This is a genomic window from Methylobacterium sp. FF17, assembly GCF_025813715.1.
Classification (GTDB): Bacteria; Pseudomonadota; Alphaproteobacteria; order Rhizobiales; family Beijerinckiaceae; genus Methylobacterium; species Methylobacterium flocculans.
The window spans coordinates 4,106,161-4,120,316 of record NZ_CP107532.1 but is presented as its reverse complement, the minus strand read 5'-3'; the positions used below and the strand labels follow the sequence as shown (position 1 = coordinate 4,120,316).

The following is a 14,156-nucleotide window of genomic DNA, read 5'->3' as shown; positions in this document are numbered from 1 at the left end:
CGAGTAATCTGGTCAGTGTGCGCGGCGGGTGAACCACAGGAGCCCGCCGGCGATCGTCAGAGCGGCCAGGGGCATGCCGAACAGGCTGAAAATCTGGAATGCGGTCACGGCTCAAGCTCCCTGAGAAAGCGCCTCGCCACCAGATGTAGGACGACACTGACGATCCAGCAAATGGAGGCGCTCCAGGTGACGACCCAGAGCGGGACGCCGAGCGGCGCGGAGGAGAACGAGGTTGAGAACACGGGGGCTAGGCCACCCACCGCGAAGACCGCCACGGCCAGACCGTTCAGGTAGGTCGCGCTGAGCTTCGCGCGCTCGTTCGCGACGAGCTTCGTTTTCAGGTCGGCACTGTCGCTCATCGGGCCTCGTTTACGGACGGGATGACGGGGTCAGGGCGTCCGAGGCGTGGGAAACTGCGGGTTCGGGCAGTCTGGCAGCGTGACCTTGCCAACGGTGTTCTGCGGCTCGCAGGGATGAGGCGACGGCGTACGGTCGCTCGCGGTTGTCGGCTGCTCGTCGGAAGGGGGCTCCCGTAGGATGATCAGCGCACTTCCAGCGATAGCCAGGCCGATGACTGCTGAGACGAGCAGGAAGAGCCAGCGAGGCATCAGCGACCAGCGGCACCAGGCGGCGGGGATGTACCGGTGTTCTGCGTTCCCCCGGTGCGGACGAAGGAAAACAGGATGCCCGCCGCCAGAACTGCGATGACGGCGATGAAGACGATGAACAAGTAGCGCATGCCCACACGCTACCACGCGGCGGCCGTCGCGGAATAGCGGCGCGGCAATACGGACGGGACAGCGAAGATCGCAGAAATGTACGTTTTCGGACTGTTGAGAAGTGGTCGTCGCCCTACTTCTTCGGGATCGCGGCCATTCCTGGGCCCTCCGCGCCTGTGAGATTTTGAAGCTCACGCCTGCTGCGGACAAAGTACCGATGCCCCGCTATTTCTTCGACATTCATGGCCTTCACCACGATCGCGACGATGACGGTGTGGATCTCGCTGACATTCAAACCGCCGCGAAGCAGGCGAAGCGGCTGATCCCACAGATTGCGATGCGCGAGATACCCAACGATGGCGAGCGTCAAGTTATAACGGTCCTAGTTACGGATGAGGATGGTCATCCCGTTTACTCGGCTGCTATGACATTCGTTGGCTTATGGCTGATTAGATAACTACGGTTTACGACCAAGCTGAAAGCTACCGCGCTCCGGAAAGTTTCAGGCCTGGGGTGCGAAACTTCCCCATGGTTTCGGCTAATTTCCACGCCGTGCCAGAGCCTGTCCGATACCCGTTAGCAGCATCTCAGCCCGAAGGCGCAGATAAGTGTCCCCAACCGTCTTAAGCTCAGCGTGAGCCCTGAGGCAGTGATCGGCAGCAGCCTCCAGCGGGTCATCCATACCCCCATGGAGAGACGCGGCTGAAACGAAGGGTGGCCGGTGGCTATCAGTGGTGTCTATGTAGGCTCCCAAGCCGTGCATTGTACCCGTGCTGTCGTGCTTGAGCACGCCGCGATTAAGGACCCAACGAACATCACCGGCCGAATTGATTACTCGGAATTCAGCTGAGAAAGGCCCGCCCGTTTGGCGTACCCGGCGGACACGTTCGAAAAGCCAGGCACGATCGTCGGGATGTGTCGCTCCGAGAGCCGCCTCGAGCGGAATAGGTTGGCCCGCGAGGCTTACGTTGCCAGCTAAGAGTTCTGCTGCGCCGTCATCAAGGATCGTCCGGCCCGCGACCGCGTTAGTATTCCAAATACCAACGAAGCCCGCTGCCTTTAAGGCGGGAATTACCTCTCTAACTAACGTCATACGTTCCCTCCGGACATTATCTTTTTACAAGATCCTGGATGGGCAAACGAAAAAAGCCAACACTTCTTAGAATTTTCACAGTCACGATTCTGTGAGACTGAAATTCTGTCGCGAGCCGATATACGGTTTTCTACGGATTAAAAAATCTGTGCGTATAGTTATATCGGATCGCGCACAGTTGCTGAGAGCGAAAAATTCCGCGCAAGGAGCCTAGAATGCGAGACGGTTGCACACAATCGACTGTTCAGCGTATCGCGGCTGCCTTAGGAATAAACGAGTCTTCATTCCGCCAGAAGAATGTTGACCTGCCGAATGAGAAGCTCGTTGAAATCTCTCAAGAGCTCGAGCTTCTAAAGTTGTTTTGTGCAGTCAAAGACGCTGAGAAGCGTTTGGCGTGCCTGGATTTTGTTCGAGCGCTCGCGCAGCCGATCGCTGAAGATTGAAGATCCTGAAAGAGGTCGCTGGTCCGTCTAGGACTTTCCCAGCTTGCGGGTGCGAAAGTTTCGCAGGCCTCCGCCGGCCGTCTGAACACCAGCACTTGACCCGACGGGCAAAGCGCCCGAAACAGCCAACGTCGGGCGCCTCGCGCGCTCGACCCACAAGGCCGCTCCGCAAGGGCGGCCTTTTGCGTTCCAGGAGACCGCCATGGCCGATGCCCGCCGCGACGCGCTCATCGCCTCGGCGCAGCGCATCGGAGCCGATCCGCTCGAATACGCGACCGTCATGTCCTACGAGACGGGCGGCACCTTCAATCCCAGCATACGGGGTGGCGCGGGCAACCGGCACATCGGGCTGATCCAGTTCGGTATCCCCGAGCAGCAGAAGTACGGCGCACGCCAGGACCAGAGCTTCGAGGAACAACTCCCCGCCGTTGAGGGCTACCTCACGGATCGCGGCTTCAAGCCCGGCATGGGCATCCTCGACCTCTACTCGACGATCAACGCGGGGCGGCCCGGGCGCTACAACGCCTCGGACGCGGGCAACGGGGGCGCGCCCGGCACGGTGGCCGACAAGGTGAGCCAGCAGATGGGCGGGCACCGCGCGAAGGCAGCGGCCTTCCTCGGTGGCGACTTCACCCCGGTCATGCCGGGCGAATCCGCTCTCGGTGCCCGTGCGCCGTTCAGCCTGTCCGGCCCGGTCGGCAGCGCCGCGCCGGCGCCGACCGTCCCGGCCGAGCCCGCGAAGCCCGACACCGGCCCGGACGTCAGCGCGATCCTGAAGATGCTGAGCGCGTCCCAGGGCGCAGCGGCACCCCAGGCCGGGGCCGATGCGGCCCCGGCGATGGCTCTACCCGCCGCGCCGCCGGCACCCGCGCCGCGCCCGGTGGCGTTCGACCCCGCCAAGTTCTTCGCCCTGCTGCCCTCGCGCCGCTGACCCCCGACCCCGGCCCGCACGATCCGACCCGGACGCTCCAGCGTCATCGGGGCTGAAGTCCTGCGCGGCGACACGAGGCACGCCATGACAGGCCTGATCCACTTCTCGCCGGACGCCGCGTCGAACGATGTGGCGGCCCCGCCCATTCTTTGGGTCGAGGGACAGCCCGCCGGCACCGTGAACAACTCGTCTCGCGAAATGATGGCCGCGCTCGCGCGGTGGCACTCGGACACGGAAGGCGGTCTCTCGGCGACGCTCACAGCCCCCGGAACCGTCCGGGCCGCCACCGCCCAGGTCTTCACGCCTGCCGACTTCTCGGAATCCTTCTCCGTCACCATCCAGTTGACCGGCGGGGAGAACACAGGGCCGGCGACCCTCAATCTGGACGGCACCGGCGACAAGCCGATCCGGCGGCCGGGCAACATCGAGCTCGGGCCCGGCGACCTGCAATCGGGCGTGCCGTACCATCTGCTCTGGCTGCCCAACCTGTTGGTCTACACGGTGGTCTGGCCGCACATCGGCCGCCCCGGCGCGATCGGCATGTTCGGTGCCGAAGGGTCGATCCCGCCTGGATGGGTGCCCTGCGATGGACGCTCCCTCTCGCGGTCAGCCTACGCCAGCCTGTTCTTCTTCATCGGCGGCACCTACGGCCTGCCTGACGCCAACACGTTCCGCGTCCCCGACCTGCGCGGGCGCGCCCCGTTCGGAACGGACGGGGGGACCAACCGCCTGACCGGCGCGGGCGGCCTCGGCGGTGGTCTGGGCAACTCGGGCGGCACCGAGACCGTGGCACTGACCGAGGCGCAGCTTGCCTCGCACGGCCACAACGGCTCGACCGGAAGCGCGGGCGGGCACGACCACGGCGGCGCGACGGGGCAGTCCGGGCAGCACAGCCACGGCGGTGGCACAGGCCAGGCCGGAAGCCATACGCACTCCGGAACGACCGACGGGGGCGGTGGGCACTCGCACAGCGGCGCGACGGATAGTGCCGGCGCCCACGCGCACGGCGTCCAATACCTGCGCGGCGCCACGTATCGCACGGATGGTGGCTCCGGGGCGGTCAACGCCCTGAACGCGGGCGACGCAGCCGCCACGAACACCACCGGCATCACGGATTCCAACGGCGCGCACGGACACAGCCTCACGATCAACGCTGCCCCGAACCACCAGCACAGCTTCACCACCGGCCAAGCCGACGCGCACACGCACGCGATCTCGCCGGATGGCCAGCATGCTCATGGCATCGCCAGCGTCGGCGACCACGCGCACTCGCTGAGCATCAGCGCGTCCGGCGGCGGCCAGGGCCACCCGAACATGCCGCCCGGCCTCGTCGTGGCCTTCGCCATCAAGGCCTGACCGCTCCTCTCGTCCTCGCCCATCCCGCCCGCCTCGCGCGGGCTTTTTCATGCCCGGAGCGCCCCCATGGGTCTGTTTTCGTGGGACCCGACGCCTGCCAAGAACGCGGGCGCCGATCCCCTCATCACCGCACAGGATGGCGCCTCGGCCCGCTCCTTCGGCGCAACCATCCGTGGCTTCATGTCGGGGATGCGCCGGTTCACCGACGATGTCGGCGGGGCGCTGACGACCTCGGGGCGGCTCAACGCCTACGTCGTGACGACGAACTCCGGGATGTCCGAACTGCGGGCCGGCCTTACCCTGCTGGTGCGGGTCGATCGCGATAACACCGCGGAGGCCACCCTCAACGTCGATGGGCTCGGGCCTCTGCCCTGGGTCGATGCCGGCGGCGTTCGACTCCAGGCTGGTCGCATCCTGAAGGGCCGCTACTACAGTGTCTCCCTCGACCCGGACGCCCCGGCTTGGCGCGTTCAGGCGGGTTCCTCGACGCTCGACGAGATCCCCGGCCTCATCGATCTCAAGCAGGAGGTCGCCACCAACACCGACGCAAGCACGGCGGCGGCGGCGGCAGCCCGCGCCGATGCGCAGACCGTGGTCAGTAAGGCCGCCGAGACCGAGACCGGTCGTGCCGAGGTCGCGCAGAACCGCCAGTTCGTTGCCGCCGATCTGAGCGCAACCAGCGCCCTACGAACGGCAGCCGCAGCAGATCGCGCCGCCACGGCGACGGATCGCGACGCGGCGTCGACAGCGCGCGACCAAGCTCAGGCCGCCATTGCCTCCGGACGCGTCGGCTACGACACGCTCCCCGAGCTGATGGCTAACCTCTTGCCGGCAGACGGCGCGCAGGGCGAGGTTCGCACGGGGGCCAACGCTGGCACCTATCAAAAGAGCGGAGCTCCCGGGGGCGGCACATGGATCTTCAAGTCCGCCCAGACCGTGCCGGCCCTCGACACGCGCGTCTCCAGCTTCGAGGGTGTCGACGGTCCCGGAGTCGGCTGGCTCGCGGATGCCGACGTGCAGCCGGCGGCTCTGCTGATCCTGGACCGTGCCGGGGCCGGCCTGTCCTATCTCGGCGCGGACGGCCGCACGCGGCGGCCCTCGGCATCCGGTGCGTGGCAGGCCGAAGGCGAGCCTGAGGTTGGCCCGGAGGTCGGCTGGCTCGCAGACACGGCCCTCCCCGCCACCAGGGTTGAGGTCGACGGGGTCGGACGCCCTCTGTCCGGTTCGGGCCCGGGCGCCCCATCGCTCATGCCCGACACTGCCGGCACCTTCCGCCCGCCGCTGACCGAATATGGCCCCGAACTCGGCTGGCTCGATGCCTTCGACGACAGCCTTGCCGCATCGGCCTCAGTCGACGAGGCGGGCCGACTCGTGCTCGGCCAGTGTCGGGGCACGCGCAACCATGCCCTGGACGTGGTGGCGGCTCCGGGCGGCGCCATTCGCCGCGAGACGCCGATCGACCTGCCGAACACGGTCCAGGCTGGTCCCACGCTCGTGATCCCGAGCGTGCGCATTCGGCGGTCCTATGGGTTCGTCGCCACCAAGCCGGGTGTGGTCGTCTCGCCGGTCCCCGCATCGGTCGCGGTCTCGGGCGCGTCCTACAGCTTGCGCTACGCCAACCCCGTCTTCCTGGTGCACCAAGTCGTCCGAGGCCCGATCGCGGTTCGGCGCAAATCGGACAACACCCTCCTGGTCGAGGACACGGACTACCGGGTCGATCGCAGCCGGGGTGTTATCACCGGCCTCGTGAACGTCGACGACATACCGGTTACGGTGTCTTACACCGGCTGGCTCATCCGCGTGGACTATGTCTCCGCCGACCCCTCGCTCGGCATTCCGACCCTGTCGCAGGGGACGGAGCGCGCGCGGGCCGCCAGCCTGTTCCCGCCGATCCTGCCGGCCGGGCACAAGCTGCTCTACCGCGTCTTCCGCACGGTCGATGCGGCCGACATGGCGGCGGTCCACCTGTACCAGGACCGCATCCGTGTCGACCGGCAAGCCGATGCCGAGGCGGTGATCGCCCGCAATCGCCGACGCACCGCACGCCTTCGTCGCAAGCTTCAGGCTGGCGGGTCCCTGAAGTGGGGCGGCTACGGCGACAGCATCACGCAGCTTGGCGGCGCATTGTTTCCCTACGAGGTGAACACGGTCGCCAACGGTATCCGCCGAGACGTTGTCGGGTACTTCGATCTCTATGACGCCTCCGCCCGAGCGAAGGTTCTGACGTTCGAGACCGGTGACGGGCAAACCTACACCCGCGAGGGATGGAACTGGCGGGCGATCCTATGGGCGCAACGCACCTATGGCTCGGCTATCGTGTACCGGAATTGGGGCATCTCAGGCACCGACAGCTCGAACGGCCTGGCGAGTAACGGCCTGATGCACGGCAGCTATCCCGACCGCCTGAACGCCTTGGTCGCGGATGCCTGTGACGTCGTGGTGTCGGGGTTCGGGCAGAACGAACTCGGGAATGTTAACAGCTACGCGCAGAACGGCGTGATCTGGCAGGCCCTGCTGGCCGCCGGCAGCGACGTGATCGGCGTGACGCCGACCCGGCCCCACCCACGCTTTGCGGACCGGGTCGATCAGTGGCGCTTTACATGCTCCGAACTGGTGCGGCTGGGCGACGATCTCGGCGTGGCCGTGATCGACACCTCGCGCATCTTCGACCCCACCCGCATCGCCGGACTTGGGGTGAGCGAGGAGGAGCTGTCCGAGTGCTCCATGCAGAACCATCCCGGCGCGATCGAGCTGCGCGCCGTGGGTGACCTCATCACTGAAGTGCTCTGATCCCGACACAGGAGAACCCCCATGGCTGGCACCGTTTCCCGCGGCACCGGAACGTCCCCGGATCTGACCGGGGTGAACCTCGGCTACACCGATGTCGAACGCGCGGCCTGGCCGGCTTTCGCCTCCTCCGCTGCCGCGAAGCGCAGTCTCTGGATTGAGGCCAGCCAGGAGCGCTTCTACCGGAAGGGTGCGGCCTTCGATCCGCCGGCGCAGTTCAAGCTTCTGGACCGGGCCGGCGGGCGCATCTTCGCGCCCGAGCCGGTGCGCAATCGGCATCCCTACATCGTCACCGACAGCATCACGAAGCGGCCCGTCTGGACCTTCGGCGCGGGCGGCGTGGCGCCGAACGTCTTGGACACCGACTTCAACGGGGTCCTGTCCTGCCCCTCGGTGCTCGATATCGCCGGCGCCGAAACGAACAACCTGCCGCTGTTCGCGCCCAGCACCGGATACTCGCTGGCCTTCAAGACCCGCATCCCGACGCGCAACACGAGCGTCAACGGCTTGACCTTCACGAGCGTAGGCGGAGCCATCCTCGGCGCGGGCAACACCGACAGCCCGAACAGCGCCTTCAGCGCGCAGATCGACGGCGGGGGCGGCTACCTGCGGGTCTACAATCAGCAGAGTGTCCAGGCGGGCAACCAGTATGCCTACCGCGATCTCGATTTCCGCGACGGCGTCTGGCACACGTACATCGTCACCTTCGACCAGGCGGCGGGCGAATTCCGGATCTTCGTCGATGGCGCGGAGGCCCCGAAGATCTCCGGTTGCACCACCGACATCCTGGCGGCGATGGGCGGCGACAAGCCCGTGATTGGCGGGACGGGCCTGTTCCCGGGCGGCATCAGCCCTCGCTTCTTCGGCTTCATGGCCTTCCTCGCGTACATCCCCGGCCCCGTGCTCAACAACGCGACCTCCCGTGCCGCGATGCTCGCCCTGATGGCGACGCGCTAACCCGCTCGCCGCGTCTCCCAAGCCCGATCCGTCCGCACCGCCTTCGGGCGGTTTTTTCATGCCCGGAGGGCCTCACGATGATGCTCTCCGGGACCGGGGCGTGCGCCGCCCCGCACGACTGACGTGTCGCCCTTCCTGGCCGCCCTGTGCGGCCTTTTCCTTTTGCAGGGATGCCCTGAGATGGATCTCTCCCCGATCGGCCGCGAGGCCCTGGAGATGCGCGAAGGCTGCCGCCTGAAAGCCTACAAGGACAGCGTCGGCGTGTGGACGATCGGCTGCGGAATCACCACCGCGTCCGGGCTGATTAAGGTGACCCCGGGTCTCCGGATCACGGAAGCGCAGGCGGACGCCCTCAACGCCCGCGCCTTCACGAAGTATGCCGGATACGTACGAGCCGCGATCGGCGATAAGCCCATCGCGCAGCACCAGTTCGACGCCTTCGTGTCGATCGTCTTCAACATCGGCCCGGGGGGGTTCCAGGGCTCGACCTTCCTGCGCAAGTTCATGGCCGGCGACCCCAAGGGCTGCGCCGACACCATCCTGATGTGGAAGAAGCCGGCCGAGATCATCCCCCGCCGGCAGGCCGAGGCTGACCAGTTCCTCACCCCCTATGCCAAGGCGCTGCCGAAGGCGCGGCGCACGGATCGCACGCCGATCGCGGCGCCGGTGTTGGTCAAGCCAACCGCATTGCCTGGGCCCGATCCGCTGGCGCCGATGACAAGCGGATCGGCCGTTGTGTCAGGCGAAACGGGCTCCGGGGCAACGAAACCGCCCCTTGTGTCAACCAAACCGGCCGTTTCGGCAACGAAAGCCCCCGCTTCGGCAACTCAGCCCGCCCCCACCGGCGGGCTTGTTCGTTCCGGGGCCCAGGCCACCGGCAGCGCCACGCGCGGGCTCCTGAACAGCCTCTTCGCCGGCATCCACAACGCCCTGGCTCGGAAGGTCTGACCCCATGGATATGCTCAAGCGCGCGAACGCGCGGCTCGCCGGCGCGCGGCTCTACCTGCTCGCCTTCATCTTCACCCTGCCCGACATCCTGTCCGCGCTGGTCGGCTTCGATTGGACGCCGCTCCTACCGGCTGGATACGAGGGCCTCGGCGTTCGCATCGGCGCAGGCCTCTCCCTCGCCCGCCTGGTGCTCGTCCCCGCGCTGAAGAGCATGCGGGACGCGGCGCGCCGGTCCGGCCCCGACGAGGGGCCCCGCTGATGGACTGGCTCCTCAACCCCATCGGCAAGGTCGCCGGCTTCTTCGGCTCGGGCATCATCAAGGTGCTCGGCGACAGCGTGCTCGGGCCGATCCTGAAGACGCTGCAGAACGGCCAGAACGCCCAGAAGGACGTGGCGGTCTCGGTCATCCAGGCCGAGATGGCAGCGAACCAGGCGCGGGCGGCGATCGCGCCGGCCTTCAAGGGCCTAATCTACAGCATCGGCATCCCACCCGCGATCCACTTCGGGGCGACGTGCCTCTCGCACACCTTCGATCTCGGCTGGCCGATCACGCCCCTGCCCGCCGAGTACGTGCCGATCGAGGCGACCATCCTCACGGCCTTCTTCATCTCCTCACCGCTGACCACCCTGGCTCGCGCCGGTGCGGCTCGCCTCCTGAAGGCCTGAGACCATGGATACCTCCTTCCTCGCGGGCGGCCCGATCACCTGGGCGGCCCTGGTCGCGTTCGCGCTGTTCCTGGTGGCCGTGCTGAAGGCGGTCGATTGGGCCGCATCGAAGCTCAAGTCGCGCGAGAAGGAAGCGGTCAGCCCCCTGGTGCTTGACCTCGCCTCCGTGAAGCTCAACGTCGAGCGTCAGGGCGAGGCGCTCAACGCCTTCAAGGTCGAAGTCGCGCAGAAGTACGTCACCGGCGACGTCATCACCCGCCTTGAGGGGCGAATCGACGGCATGGTCTCGTCGGTGCGCGAGGAGATGCGAGCGACACGGACCGAGCTGCTCGACGCAGTCCTGAAGGGGCGGCAGCCGCATCGCTGATCCCCGCTATCCACCATCGTCCACATCGCGCCCCGGAGCTTCGGCTCCGGGGCTTTCGTCGTTCTTGGCTGGGTTTGCTCAGGTTGCGACCAACTCTGGATCCGCTCCTATTGCATCATCCGTCCCTTTCGTCCGGCGACCGCCATGCTGCATCAGGCGCTCGCGGATCTTCGCCAGAGGCCCGTTCGGCCCGGTACCTTCGGCATGGGCTTCTGCAATCGCTGCCGTCGCGACGCGGACGAACTCGGCGTCGGACAAGCCCATGCTCATGGCCAAGGCGTCCAGAGCGTGCAGTTCGGCGGCCTGCTCTTCGAACGTCATGGTGGCCCTGCGCGGCTGATCAGGCGCCTTGGAGGCTTTCTGCGAAGTCCTCTGGTATGTCCCCGAACTGACCGAGGATCGTCGCCGCTTCGAGTTCGCCAGTTTCGTCGTCCGCCACGACCTTGAGCGCGGCCGTGCCAGGCATCCGACCGGCCATCGCCTCAGCCTTCTTCAGCGCGCCGCTTTCAGTCGGCGACACCTCGCGGTCGCCCGGTACCAGGCGCTTCCGCTTGATCGCGAACGTCTGCACCATGAACGTCGTCTTCATCGCCATGTGACCGCTCCTACCACCAACCCCTGTCCACAGACTGTCCCCGTTATCCACACGCGGCATAGCCGAGCTTGACCGGGAACCCTGCGACTGTTTGTTCTCTTTCTGTTCTAGCACAGGAGGAAGCAGCGGTGGGCCTCTATCGGGTCGACGAACTCGCGAAAGCTGGGGACAGCCTCGTCCGCATCCCGATCCAGGGGGCCACGCTCTGCGCAGGCTTTCCATCGCCAGCCGACGACTTTCTTGAGGGCGCGCTGGAGCTGCCGCGCTGGCTCGCGCCGAACCCGCCCGCAACCTTCGCTTGGAACATCTCGGGCGACAGCATGCGCGGCGCCGGCATCTTCGACCGGGATCTCGCCGTGGCCGACCGCAGCCTAAAGCCTGGCAACCGTAGCGTGGTGGTGGCGATCGTCGACGGGACGATGAGCGTGAAGCGGCTCCATGTCGAGGGCAACGTCATGCGCCTCGCTTTCGACAATCCTGACCTGCCGGCCTTCGCGGTCGACGATTTCGCCGAGGGTGAGATCTGGGGCGTGATCCGCTTCTCCATCCGCTGGCACGTGGCGCGCGCCGGACTGGTGCGATGAGCCGGGCCATCGCGCTGATCGACGGCAACAGCTTCTATTGCTCCTGCGAGCGCGTGTTCGATCCCAAGCTCGCCCGCGTGCCGGTCATCGTGCTCTCGAACAATGACGGCTGCGCCATCGCCCGCACGGCCGAGGCCAAGGCGCTCGGGATCAAGATGGGTGATCCCTTCTTCAAGATCCGCGAGCAATGCCGGCGCGACGGCGTGCGGGTGTTCTCCTCGAACTACACCCTCTACGGCGACATGAGCGCCCGCACGAACGCGGTCTACCGCGACTTCTCACCGGCCGTGGAGATCTACTCCATCGACGAGAGCTTCCTGGATCTCTCGGACGTGCGCGATCGGGACCGGATGACCCTGGCCCGGGATCTCTGCGCCACGGTGCGGGCCTGGACCGGCATTCCGACCTGTGTGGGCATCGGCCCAACGAAGACGCTGGCCAAGCTCGCCAACCACATCGCCAAGACGATCCCGGACTGCGACGGGGTGTGCGACCTGACCGATCCGGTGGCCTACGATCACTGGCTCTGCCGGATCTCGGTGGCCGAGGTCTGGGGCATCGGCCGGGCCTCGCTCGCCAAGCTGATGGGGCTCGGCGTCGACACGGTAGCGGATCTGCGCGACCTCGACCCTCGGCCTGTCCGAAAGGCCATGACGGTGGTGGGTGAACGCATCATCTACGAGTTGCGCGGGCTCGCCTGCCTGCCGCTCGAACTGATGCCAGCCCAGCGCAAGGGCTGCGCCGTCACCCGCTCGTTCTCCCGGCGCATCACCGAACGCGAGACGCTGGAGCAGGCGGTGGCCGCCCACGCGACGCGGCTCGGCGAGAAGCTCCGGCGCGGCGGGCTCGGCACCACGCATGTCTCGGTCTTCTACCACACGAGCGAGCACGACCGCGGCGACCCGATGCGCTCGGTCTCGACCACCGTAACGCTGCCGGAAGCCACGAACGACACGCTGGCGCTCATCAAGGCGGCGCAGGCGGGCGTGGCACGCACCTGGCGCGAGGCGCCGGGCGGCAAGCCCTGGCGCTACAGCAAGGCCGGTGTGGTCACCACCGACCTGATGACGCTCGACATGGCGCCGCGAGCACTGATCGGGCAGCTCGACCGGGAGCGCAGTGCGCCGCTCATGGCGGCCATGGACGCCTGCAACGCGCGCTTCGGCCGGGGCTCCGTCGTGCCGGCCCGGGCCGGGCTCACCGAGAAGCGCACCTGGTCCACGAAGTTCGAGATGCGCAGCCCACGCTACACGACGCAGGTCAGCGAGCTACCGACGGCACACGCTTGATCACGCCCTCTCCGGCCGGGCCAGCAGGATCGCCGTGCGCACCATGAGACAGCTTTGTGGCTACAGCGCCTAATCGGCGGATTTCTGCAACTCCGCCATCTGTCGGAATAACTCATCCGCCACCGGCTGAGCGAGCAGCAGAACCGCCTCGGTTCCGGTTGCCTTCTCCAAACGAACAGCCAGCGTCCGGCCTCCGTCGATCAACTCGACGCCAAGTACCCGGATAGCAGCGAAGACGTCGGGTTTAGAACTGTCGGACACGTTACGCTCCGCAAAGGACGAGCCTTCCCCTACTGAGAGAGGCGGTCAAGGGATACTTGCGGACGATCCTCACCCCTTCTCGTGCTCGCGTGCGAGGGCTCGCAGCGCCTCGGCGTAGAGCACGGCAGCCGAGGGAGGGACGTAGAACCCCTGCGAGGATCGCTCCTCGATGCGATCGGCCGTTGCCCGCATGCCAGCGGGAGACCGGTCTGGGGTATCGTCGGCCAGAGGCTTGGTTCTGCGATCTCGCTTATCTGGCATGCATGCTTCCGTCGTCGCGTCGGCTCCTGACGAAATAATGGTCACCGCCCGAACTGCCACAGCGGCACCGCGCCCGCCGGCCGGCCCGGCGTGTCCCGGTAGAAGGCCGTGTTCAGTAAGGCGATGCGTCTGGCGGTGATGGCCGAGACCTTGGCGTCCGACATCACGATCGCGCCGCAGAAGTCCGGCCGGATAATGCCCGCCTCCGGATGCACGCCGAAAAGGTCGAGGGTCGTCCAACCGAGCGCAGCCGCCTCTTCGGCCCACCGGTCGAGGAAGTTGACGCACTTCTCATGCGTGGCGCCCCAGGATTGAAGCGTAAAGCCGGGGCATGGAACCACACTCGGGCGCAGGTTGAGGAAGCCTTGGCGCCATAGCTTTGGGTCAGCGGGAATAATCGCGGGCAACGGCATCAACATCGGGTGTGGGTTCGGCATATCGCGCGAACCTGTGTTTCGATTGAAACGAACCCGAAGCAGGTTCGGTGAACCTGCGAGCACTAAGTGCTCTGATATCTCACCTCAGGAAAAATCCCGTGACATCAGTGAGATAAGTGGTGGGCGCGACAGGGATCGAACCTGTGACCCCTACCATGTCAAGGTAGTGCTCTCCCGCTGAGCTACGCGCCCTCATCCGCGCCGTCCGGCGCCGATGACGGGGGCTATAGCTTGGGGTCCGGGGGGACGCAAGGCCTCTCCCGCTCCGAAAAATTTCTCCTGCTCGAAAAATCCCTCCCGCTCTGAAAAATCCCTCCCGCCTCGAAAAGGCCCCGCATGCCTCGAAGATGCGCGGGTGCGGGCTGACGCTGCACCGCGAAGAAAAATGCGCTAAGGGCGGCACGGCGCGGGGACGCCCGTCCCCGCACCTGATCCGCGTTGCGCGGGTTCGCCAGATCACGG

The 14,156-nt window shown here is 66.6% G+C and carries 19 protein-coding genes and 1 tRNA gene; 11 read left to right on the top strand and 9 right to left on the bottom strand.

What is annotated here, in order from left to right; all coding sequences use genetic code 11:
• Positions 1-104 precede the first annotated feature (104 nt).
• Positions 105-359, bottom strand: a complete 255-nt coding sequence (locus OF380_RS19530; RefSeq protein ID WP_264046869.1) for an amino acid transporter protein — start codon at positions 357-359, stop codon at positions 105-107.
• A gap of 248 nt (positions 360-607) precedes the next feature.
• Positions 608-739 carry a hypothetical protein gene (locus OF380_RS19525; protein WP_264046867.1) on the bottom strand — a complete coding sequence of 44 codons (132 nt, stop codon included), beginning with the start codon at positions 737-739 and terminating at the stop codon, positions 608-610.
• Positions 740-936: 197 nt separating this feature from the next.
• Here OF380_RS19525 and OF380_RS28820 point away from each other — a divergent pair, with 197 nt between their 5' ends.
• Positions 937-1,176, top strand: coding sequence for a DUF6894 family protein (locus OF380_RS28820; RefSeq protein WP_404810482.1), 240 nt, complete (start codon positions 937-939; stop codon positions 1,174-1,176).
• 81 nt (positions 1,177-1,257) lie between these two features.
• Here OF380_RS28820 and OF380_RS19515 read toward each other — a convergent pair whose 3' ends face one another.
• On the bottom strand, positions 1,258-1,812 hold the full coding sequence (locus tag OF380_RS19515) for a PAS domain-containing protein (protein WP_264046863.1): 555 nt from the start codon (positions 1,810-1,812) through the stop codon (positions 1,258-1,260).
• 645 nt (positions 1,813-2,457) lie between these two features.
• On the opposite strand from OF380_RS19515, the gene OF380_RS19510 reads away from it, so the two are divergent.
• The 8 genes from OF380_RS19510 (at position 2,458) to OF380_RS19475 (ending at position 10,267) form a co-directional block, all read left to right on the top strand.
• Positions 2,458-3,186 (top strand): hypothetical protein, encoded by a 729-nt coding sequence (locus OF380_RS19510; RefSeq protein ID WP_264046861.1) that lies wholly within the window; start codon positions 2,458-2,460, stop codon positions 3,184-3,186.
• 84 nt (positions 3,187-3,270) lie between these two features.
• A complete protein-coding gene (locus OF380_RS19505) occupies positions 3,271-4,542 on the top strand; it encodes a phage tail protein (protein WP_264046860.1) in 1,272 nt (423 codons plus the stop codon).
• A gap of 66 nt (positions 4,543-4,608) precedes the next feature.
• The gene (locus OF380_RS19500) at positions 4,609-7,332 is read left to right on the top strand and encodes a hypothetical protein (RefSeq protein ID WP_264046859.1); all 2,724 of its coding nucleotides are present in this window, start codon (positions 4,609-4,611) and stop codon (positions 7,330-7,332) included.
• A 21-nt stretch (positions 7,333-7,353) separates the two neighbouring features.
• Positions 7,354-8,286 carry a LamG-like jellyroll fold domain-containing protein gene (locus tag OF380_RS19495; RefSeq protein WP_264046858.1) on the top strand — a complete coding sequence of 311 codons (933 nt, stop codon included), beginning with the start codon at positions 7,354-7,356 and terminating at the stop codon, positions 8,284-8,286.
• Positions 8,287-8,409: 123 nt separating this feature from the next.
• Positions 8,410-9,234 carry a lysozyme gene (locus OF380_RS19490; RefSeq protein ID WP_264046856.1) on the top strand — a complete coding sequence of 275 codons (825 nt, stop codon included), beginning with the start codon at positions 8,410-8,412 and terminating at the stop codon, positions 9,232-9,234.
• 4 nt (positions 9,235-9,238) lie between these two features.
• A complete protein-coding gene (locus OF380_RS19485; RefSeq protein WP_264046854.1) occupies positions 9,239-9,493 on the top strand; it encodes a hypothetical protein in 255 nt (84 codons plus the stop codon).
• Entirely contained in the window at positions 9,493-9,900 is a 408-nt protein-coding gene (locus OF380_RS19480) for a hypothetical protein (RefSeq protein ID WP_264046852.1), read from the top strand. Before OF380_RS19485 ends, OF380_RS19480 begins: the two co-directional genes overlap by 1 nt.
• Positions 9,901-9,904: 4 nt before the next feature.
• Positions 9,905-10,267 (top strand): hypothetical protein, encoded by a 363-nt coding sequence (locus OF380_RS19475; RefSeq protein WP_264046850.1) that lies wholly within the window; start codon positions 9,905-9,907, stop codon positions 10,265-10,267.
• 78 nt (positions 10,268-10,345) lie between these two features.
• Here OF380_RS19475 and OF380_RS19470 read toward each other — a convergent pair whose 3' ends face one another.
• A complete protein-coding gene (locus OF380_RS19470) occupies positions 10,346-10,588 on the bottom strand; it encodes a hypothetical protein (RefSeq protein WP_264046848.1) in 243 nt (80 codons plus the stop codon).
• Between the two features lie 19 nt (positions 10,589-10,607).
• The gene (locus OF380_RS19465) at positions 10,608-10,862 is read right to left on the bottom strand and encodes a hypothetical protein (RefSeq protein ID WP_264046846.1); all 255 of its coding nucleotides are present in this window, start codon (positions 10,860-10,862) and stop codon (positions 10,608-10,610) included.
• A gap of 128 nt (positions 10,863-10,990) precedes the next feature.
• On the opposite strand from OF380_RS19465, the gene OF380_RS19460 reads away from it, so the two are divergent.
• Positions 10,991-11,446 (top strand): LexA family protein, encoded by a 456-nt coding sequence (locus OF380_RS19460; RefSeq protein WP_264046845.1) that lies wholly within the window; start codon positions 10,991-10,993, stop codon positions 11,444-11,446.
• Positions 11,443-12,735: a Y-family DNA polymerase gene (locus OF380_RS19455; RefSeq protein ID WP_264046843.1), complete on the top strand. Its 1,293-nt coding sequence runs from the start codon at positions 11,443-11,445 to the stop codon at positions 12,733-12,735. Before OF380_RS19460 ends, OF380_RS19455 begins: the two co-directional genes overlap by 4 nt.
• Before the next feature lie 69 nt (positions 12,736-12,804).
• Here the strand turns inward: OF380_RS19455 and OF380_RS19450 are convergent, their stop codons facing one another.
• The 4 genes from OF380_RS19450 to OF380_RS19435 all read right to left on the bottom strand — a co-directional run bounded on the left by OF380_RS19450 (position 12,805) and on the right by OF380_RS19435 (position 13,886).
• Entirely contained in the window at positions 12,805-12,996 is a 192-nt protein-coding gene (locus OF380_RS19450; RefSeq protein ID WP_264046841.1) for a hypothetical protein, read from the bottom strand.
• Positions 12,997-13,065: 69 nt separating this feature from the next.
• Entirely contained in the window at positions 13,066-13,188 is a 123-nt protein-coding gene (locus OF380_RS19445) for a hypothetical protein (protein WP_264046839.1), read from the bottom strand.
• A 110-nt stretch (positions 13,189-13,298) separates the two neighbouring features.
• Positions 13,299-13,676, bottom strand: coding sequence for a hypothetical protein (locus OF380_RS19440; protein WP_264046837.1), 378 nt, complete (start codon positions 13,674-13,676; stop codon positions 13,299-13,301).
• A 135-nt stretch (positions 13,677-13,811) separates the two neighbouring features.
• A tRNA-Val gene (locus OF380_RS19435) sits at positions 13,812-13,886 on the bottom strand.
• Positions 13,887-14,156 lie beyond the last annotated feature (270 nt).

Coding starts and splice junctions, on each gene's coding strand:
- OF380_RS19505 (WP_264046860.1), top strand. CDS start 3,271: ATGACAGGCCTGATCCACTTCTCGCCGGACGCCGCGTCGAACGATGTG.
- OF380_RS19465 (WP_264046846.1), bottom strand. CDS start 10,862: ATGGCGATGAAGACGACGTTCATGGTGCAGACGTTCGCGATCAAGCGG.
- OF380_RS19485 (WP_264046854.1), top strand. CDS start 9,239: ATGGATATGCTCAAGCGCGCGAACGCGCGGCTCGCCGGCGCGCGGCTC.
- OF380_RS19475 (WP_264046850.1), top strand. CDS start 9,905: ATGGATACCTCCTTCCTCGCGGGCGGCCCGATCACCTGGGCGGCCCTG.
- OF380_RS19530 (WP_264046869.1), bottom strand. CDS start 359: ATGAGCGACAGTGCCGACCTGAAAACGAAGCTCGTCGCGAACGAGCGC.
- OF380_RS28820 (WP_404810482.1), top strand. CDS start 937: ATGCCCCGCTATTTCTTCGACATTCATGGCCTTCACCACGATCGCGAC.
- OF380_RS19515 (WP_264046863.1), bottom strand. CDS start 1,812: ATGACGTTAGTTAGAGAGGTAATTCCCGCCTTAAAGGCAGCGGGCTTC.
- OF380_RS19470 (WP_264046848.1), bottom strand. CDS start 10,588: ATGACGTTCGAAGAGCAGGCCGCCGAACTGCACGCTCTGGACGCCTTG.
- OF380_RS19495 (WP_264046858.1), top strand. CDS start 7,354: ATGGCTGGCACCGTTTCCCGCGGCACCGGAACGTCCCCGGATCTGACC.
- OF380_RS19500 (WP_264046859.1), top strand. CDS start 4,609: ATGGGTCTGTTTTCGTGGGACCCGACGCCTGCCAAGAACGCGGGCGCC.
- OF380_RS19455 (WP_264046843.1), top strand. CDS start 11,443: ATGAGCCGGGCCATCGCGCTGATCGACGGCAACAGCTTCTATTGCTCC.
- OF380_RS19480 (WP_264046852.1), top strand. CDS start 9,493: ATGGACTGGCTCCTCAACCCCATCGGCAAGGTCGCCGGCTTCTTCGGC.
- OF380_RS19510 (WP_264046861.1), top strand. CDS start 2,458: ATGGCCGATGCCCGCCGCGACGCGCTCATCGCCTCGGCGCAGCGCATC.
- OF380_RS19525 (WP_264046867.1), bottom strand. CDS start 739: ATGCGCTACTTGTTCATCGTCTTCATCGCCGTCATCGCAGTTCTGGCG.
- OF380_RS19440 (WP_264046837.1), bottom strand. CDS start 13,676: ATGTTGATGCCGTTGCCCGCGATTATTCCCGCTGACCCAAAGCTATGG.
- OF380_RS19445 (WP_264046839.1), bottom strand. CDS start 13,188: ATGCGGGCAACGGCCGATCGCATCGAGGAGCGATCCTCGCAGGGGTTC.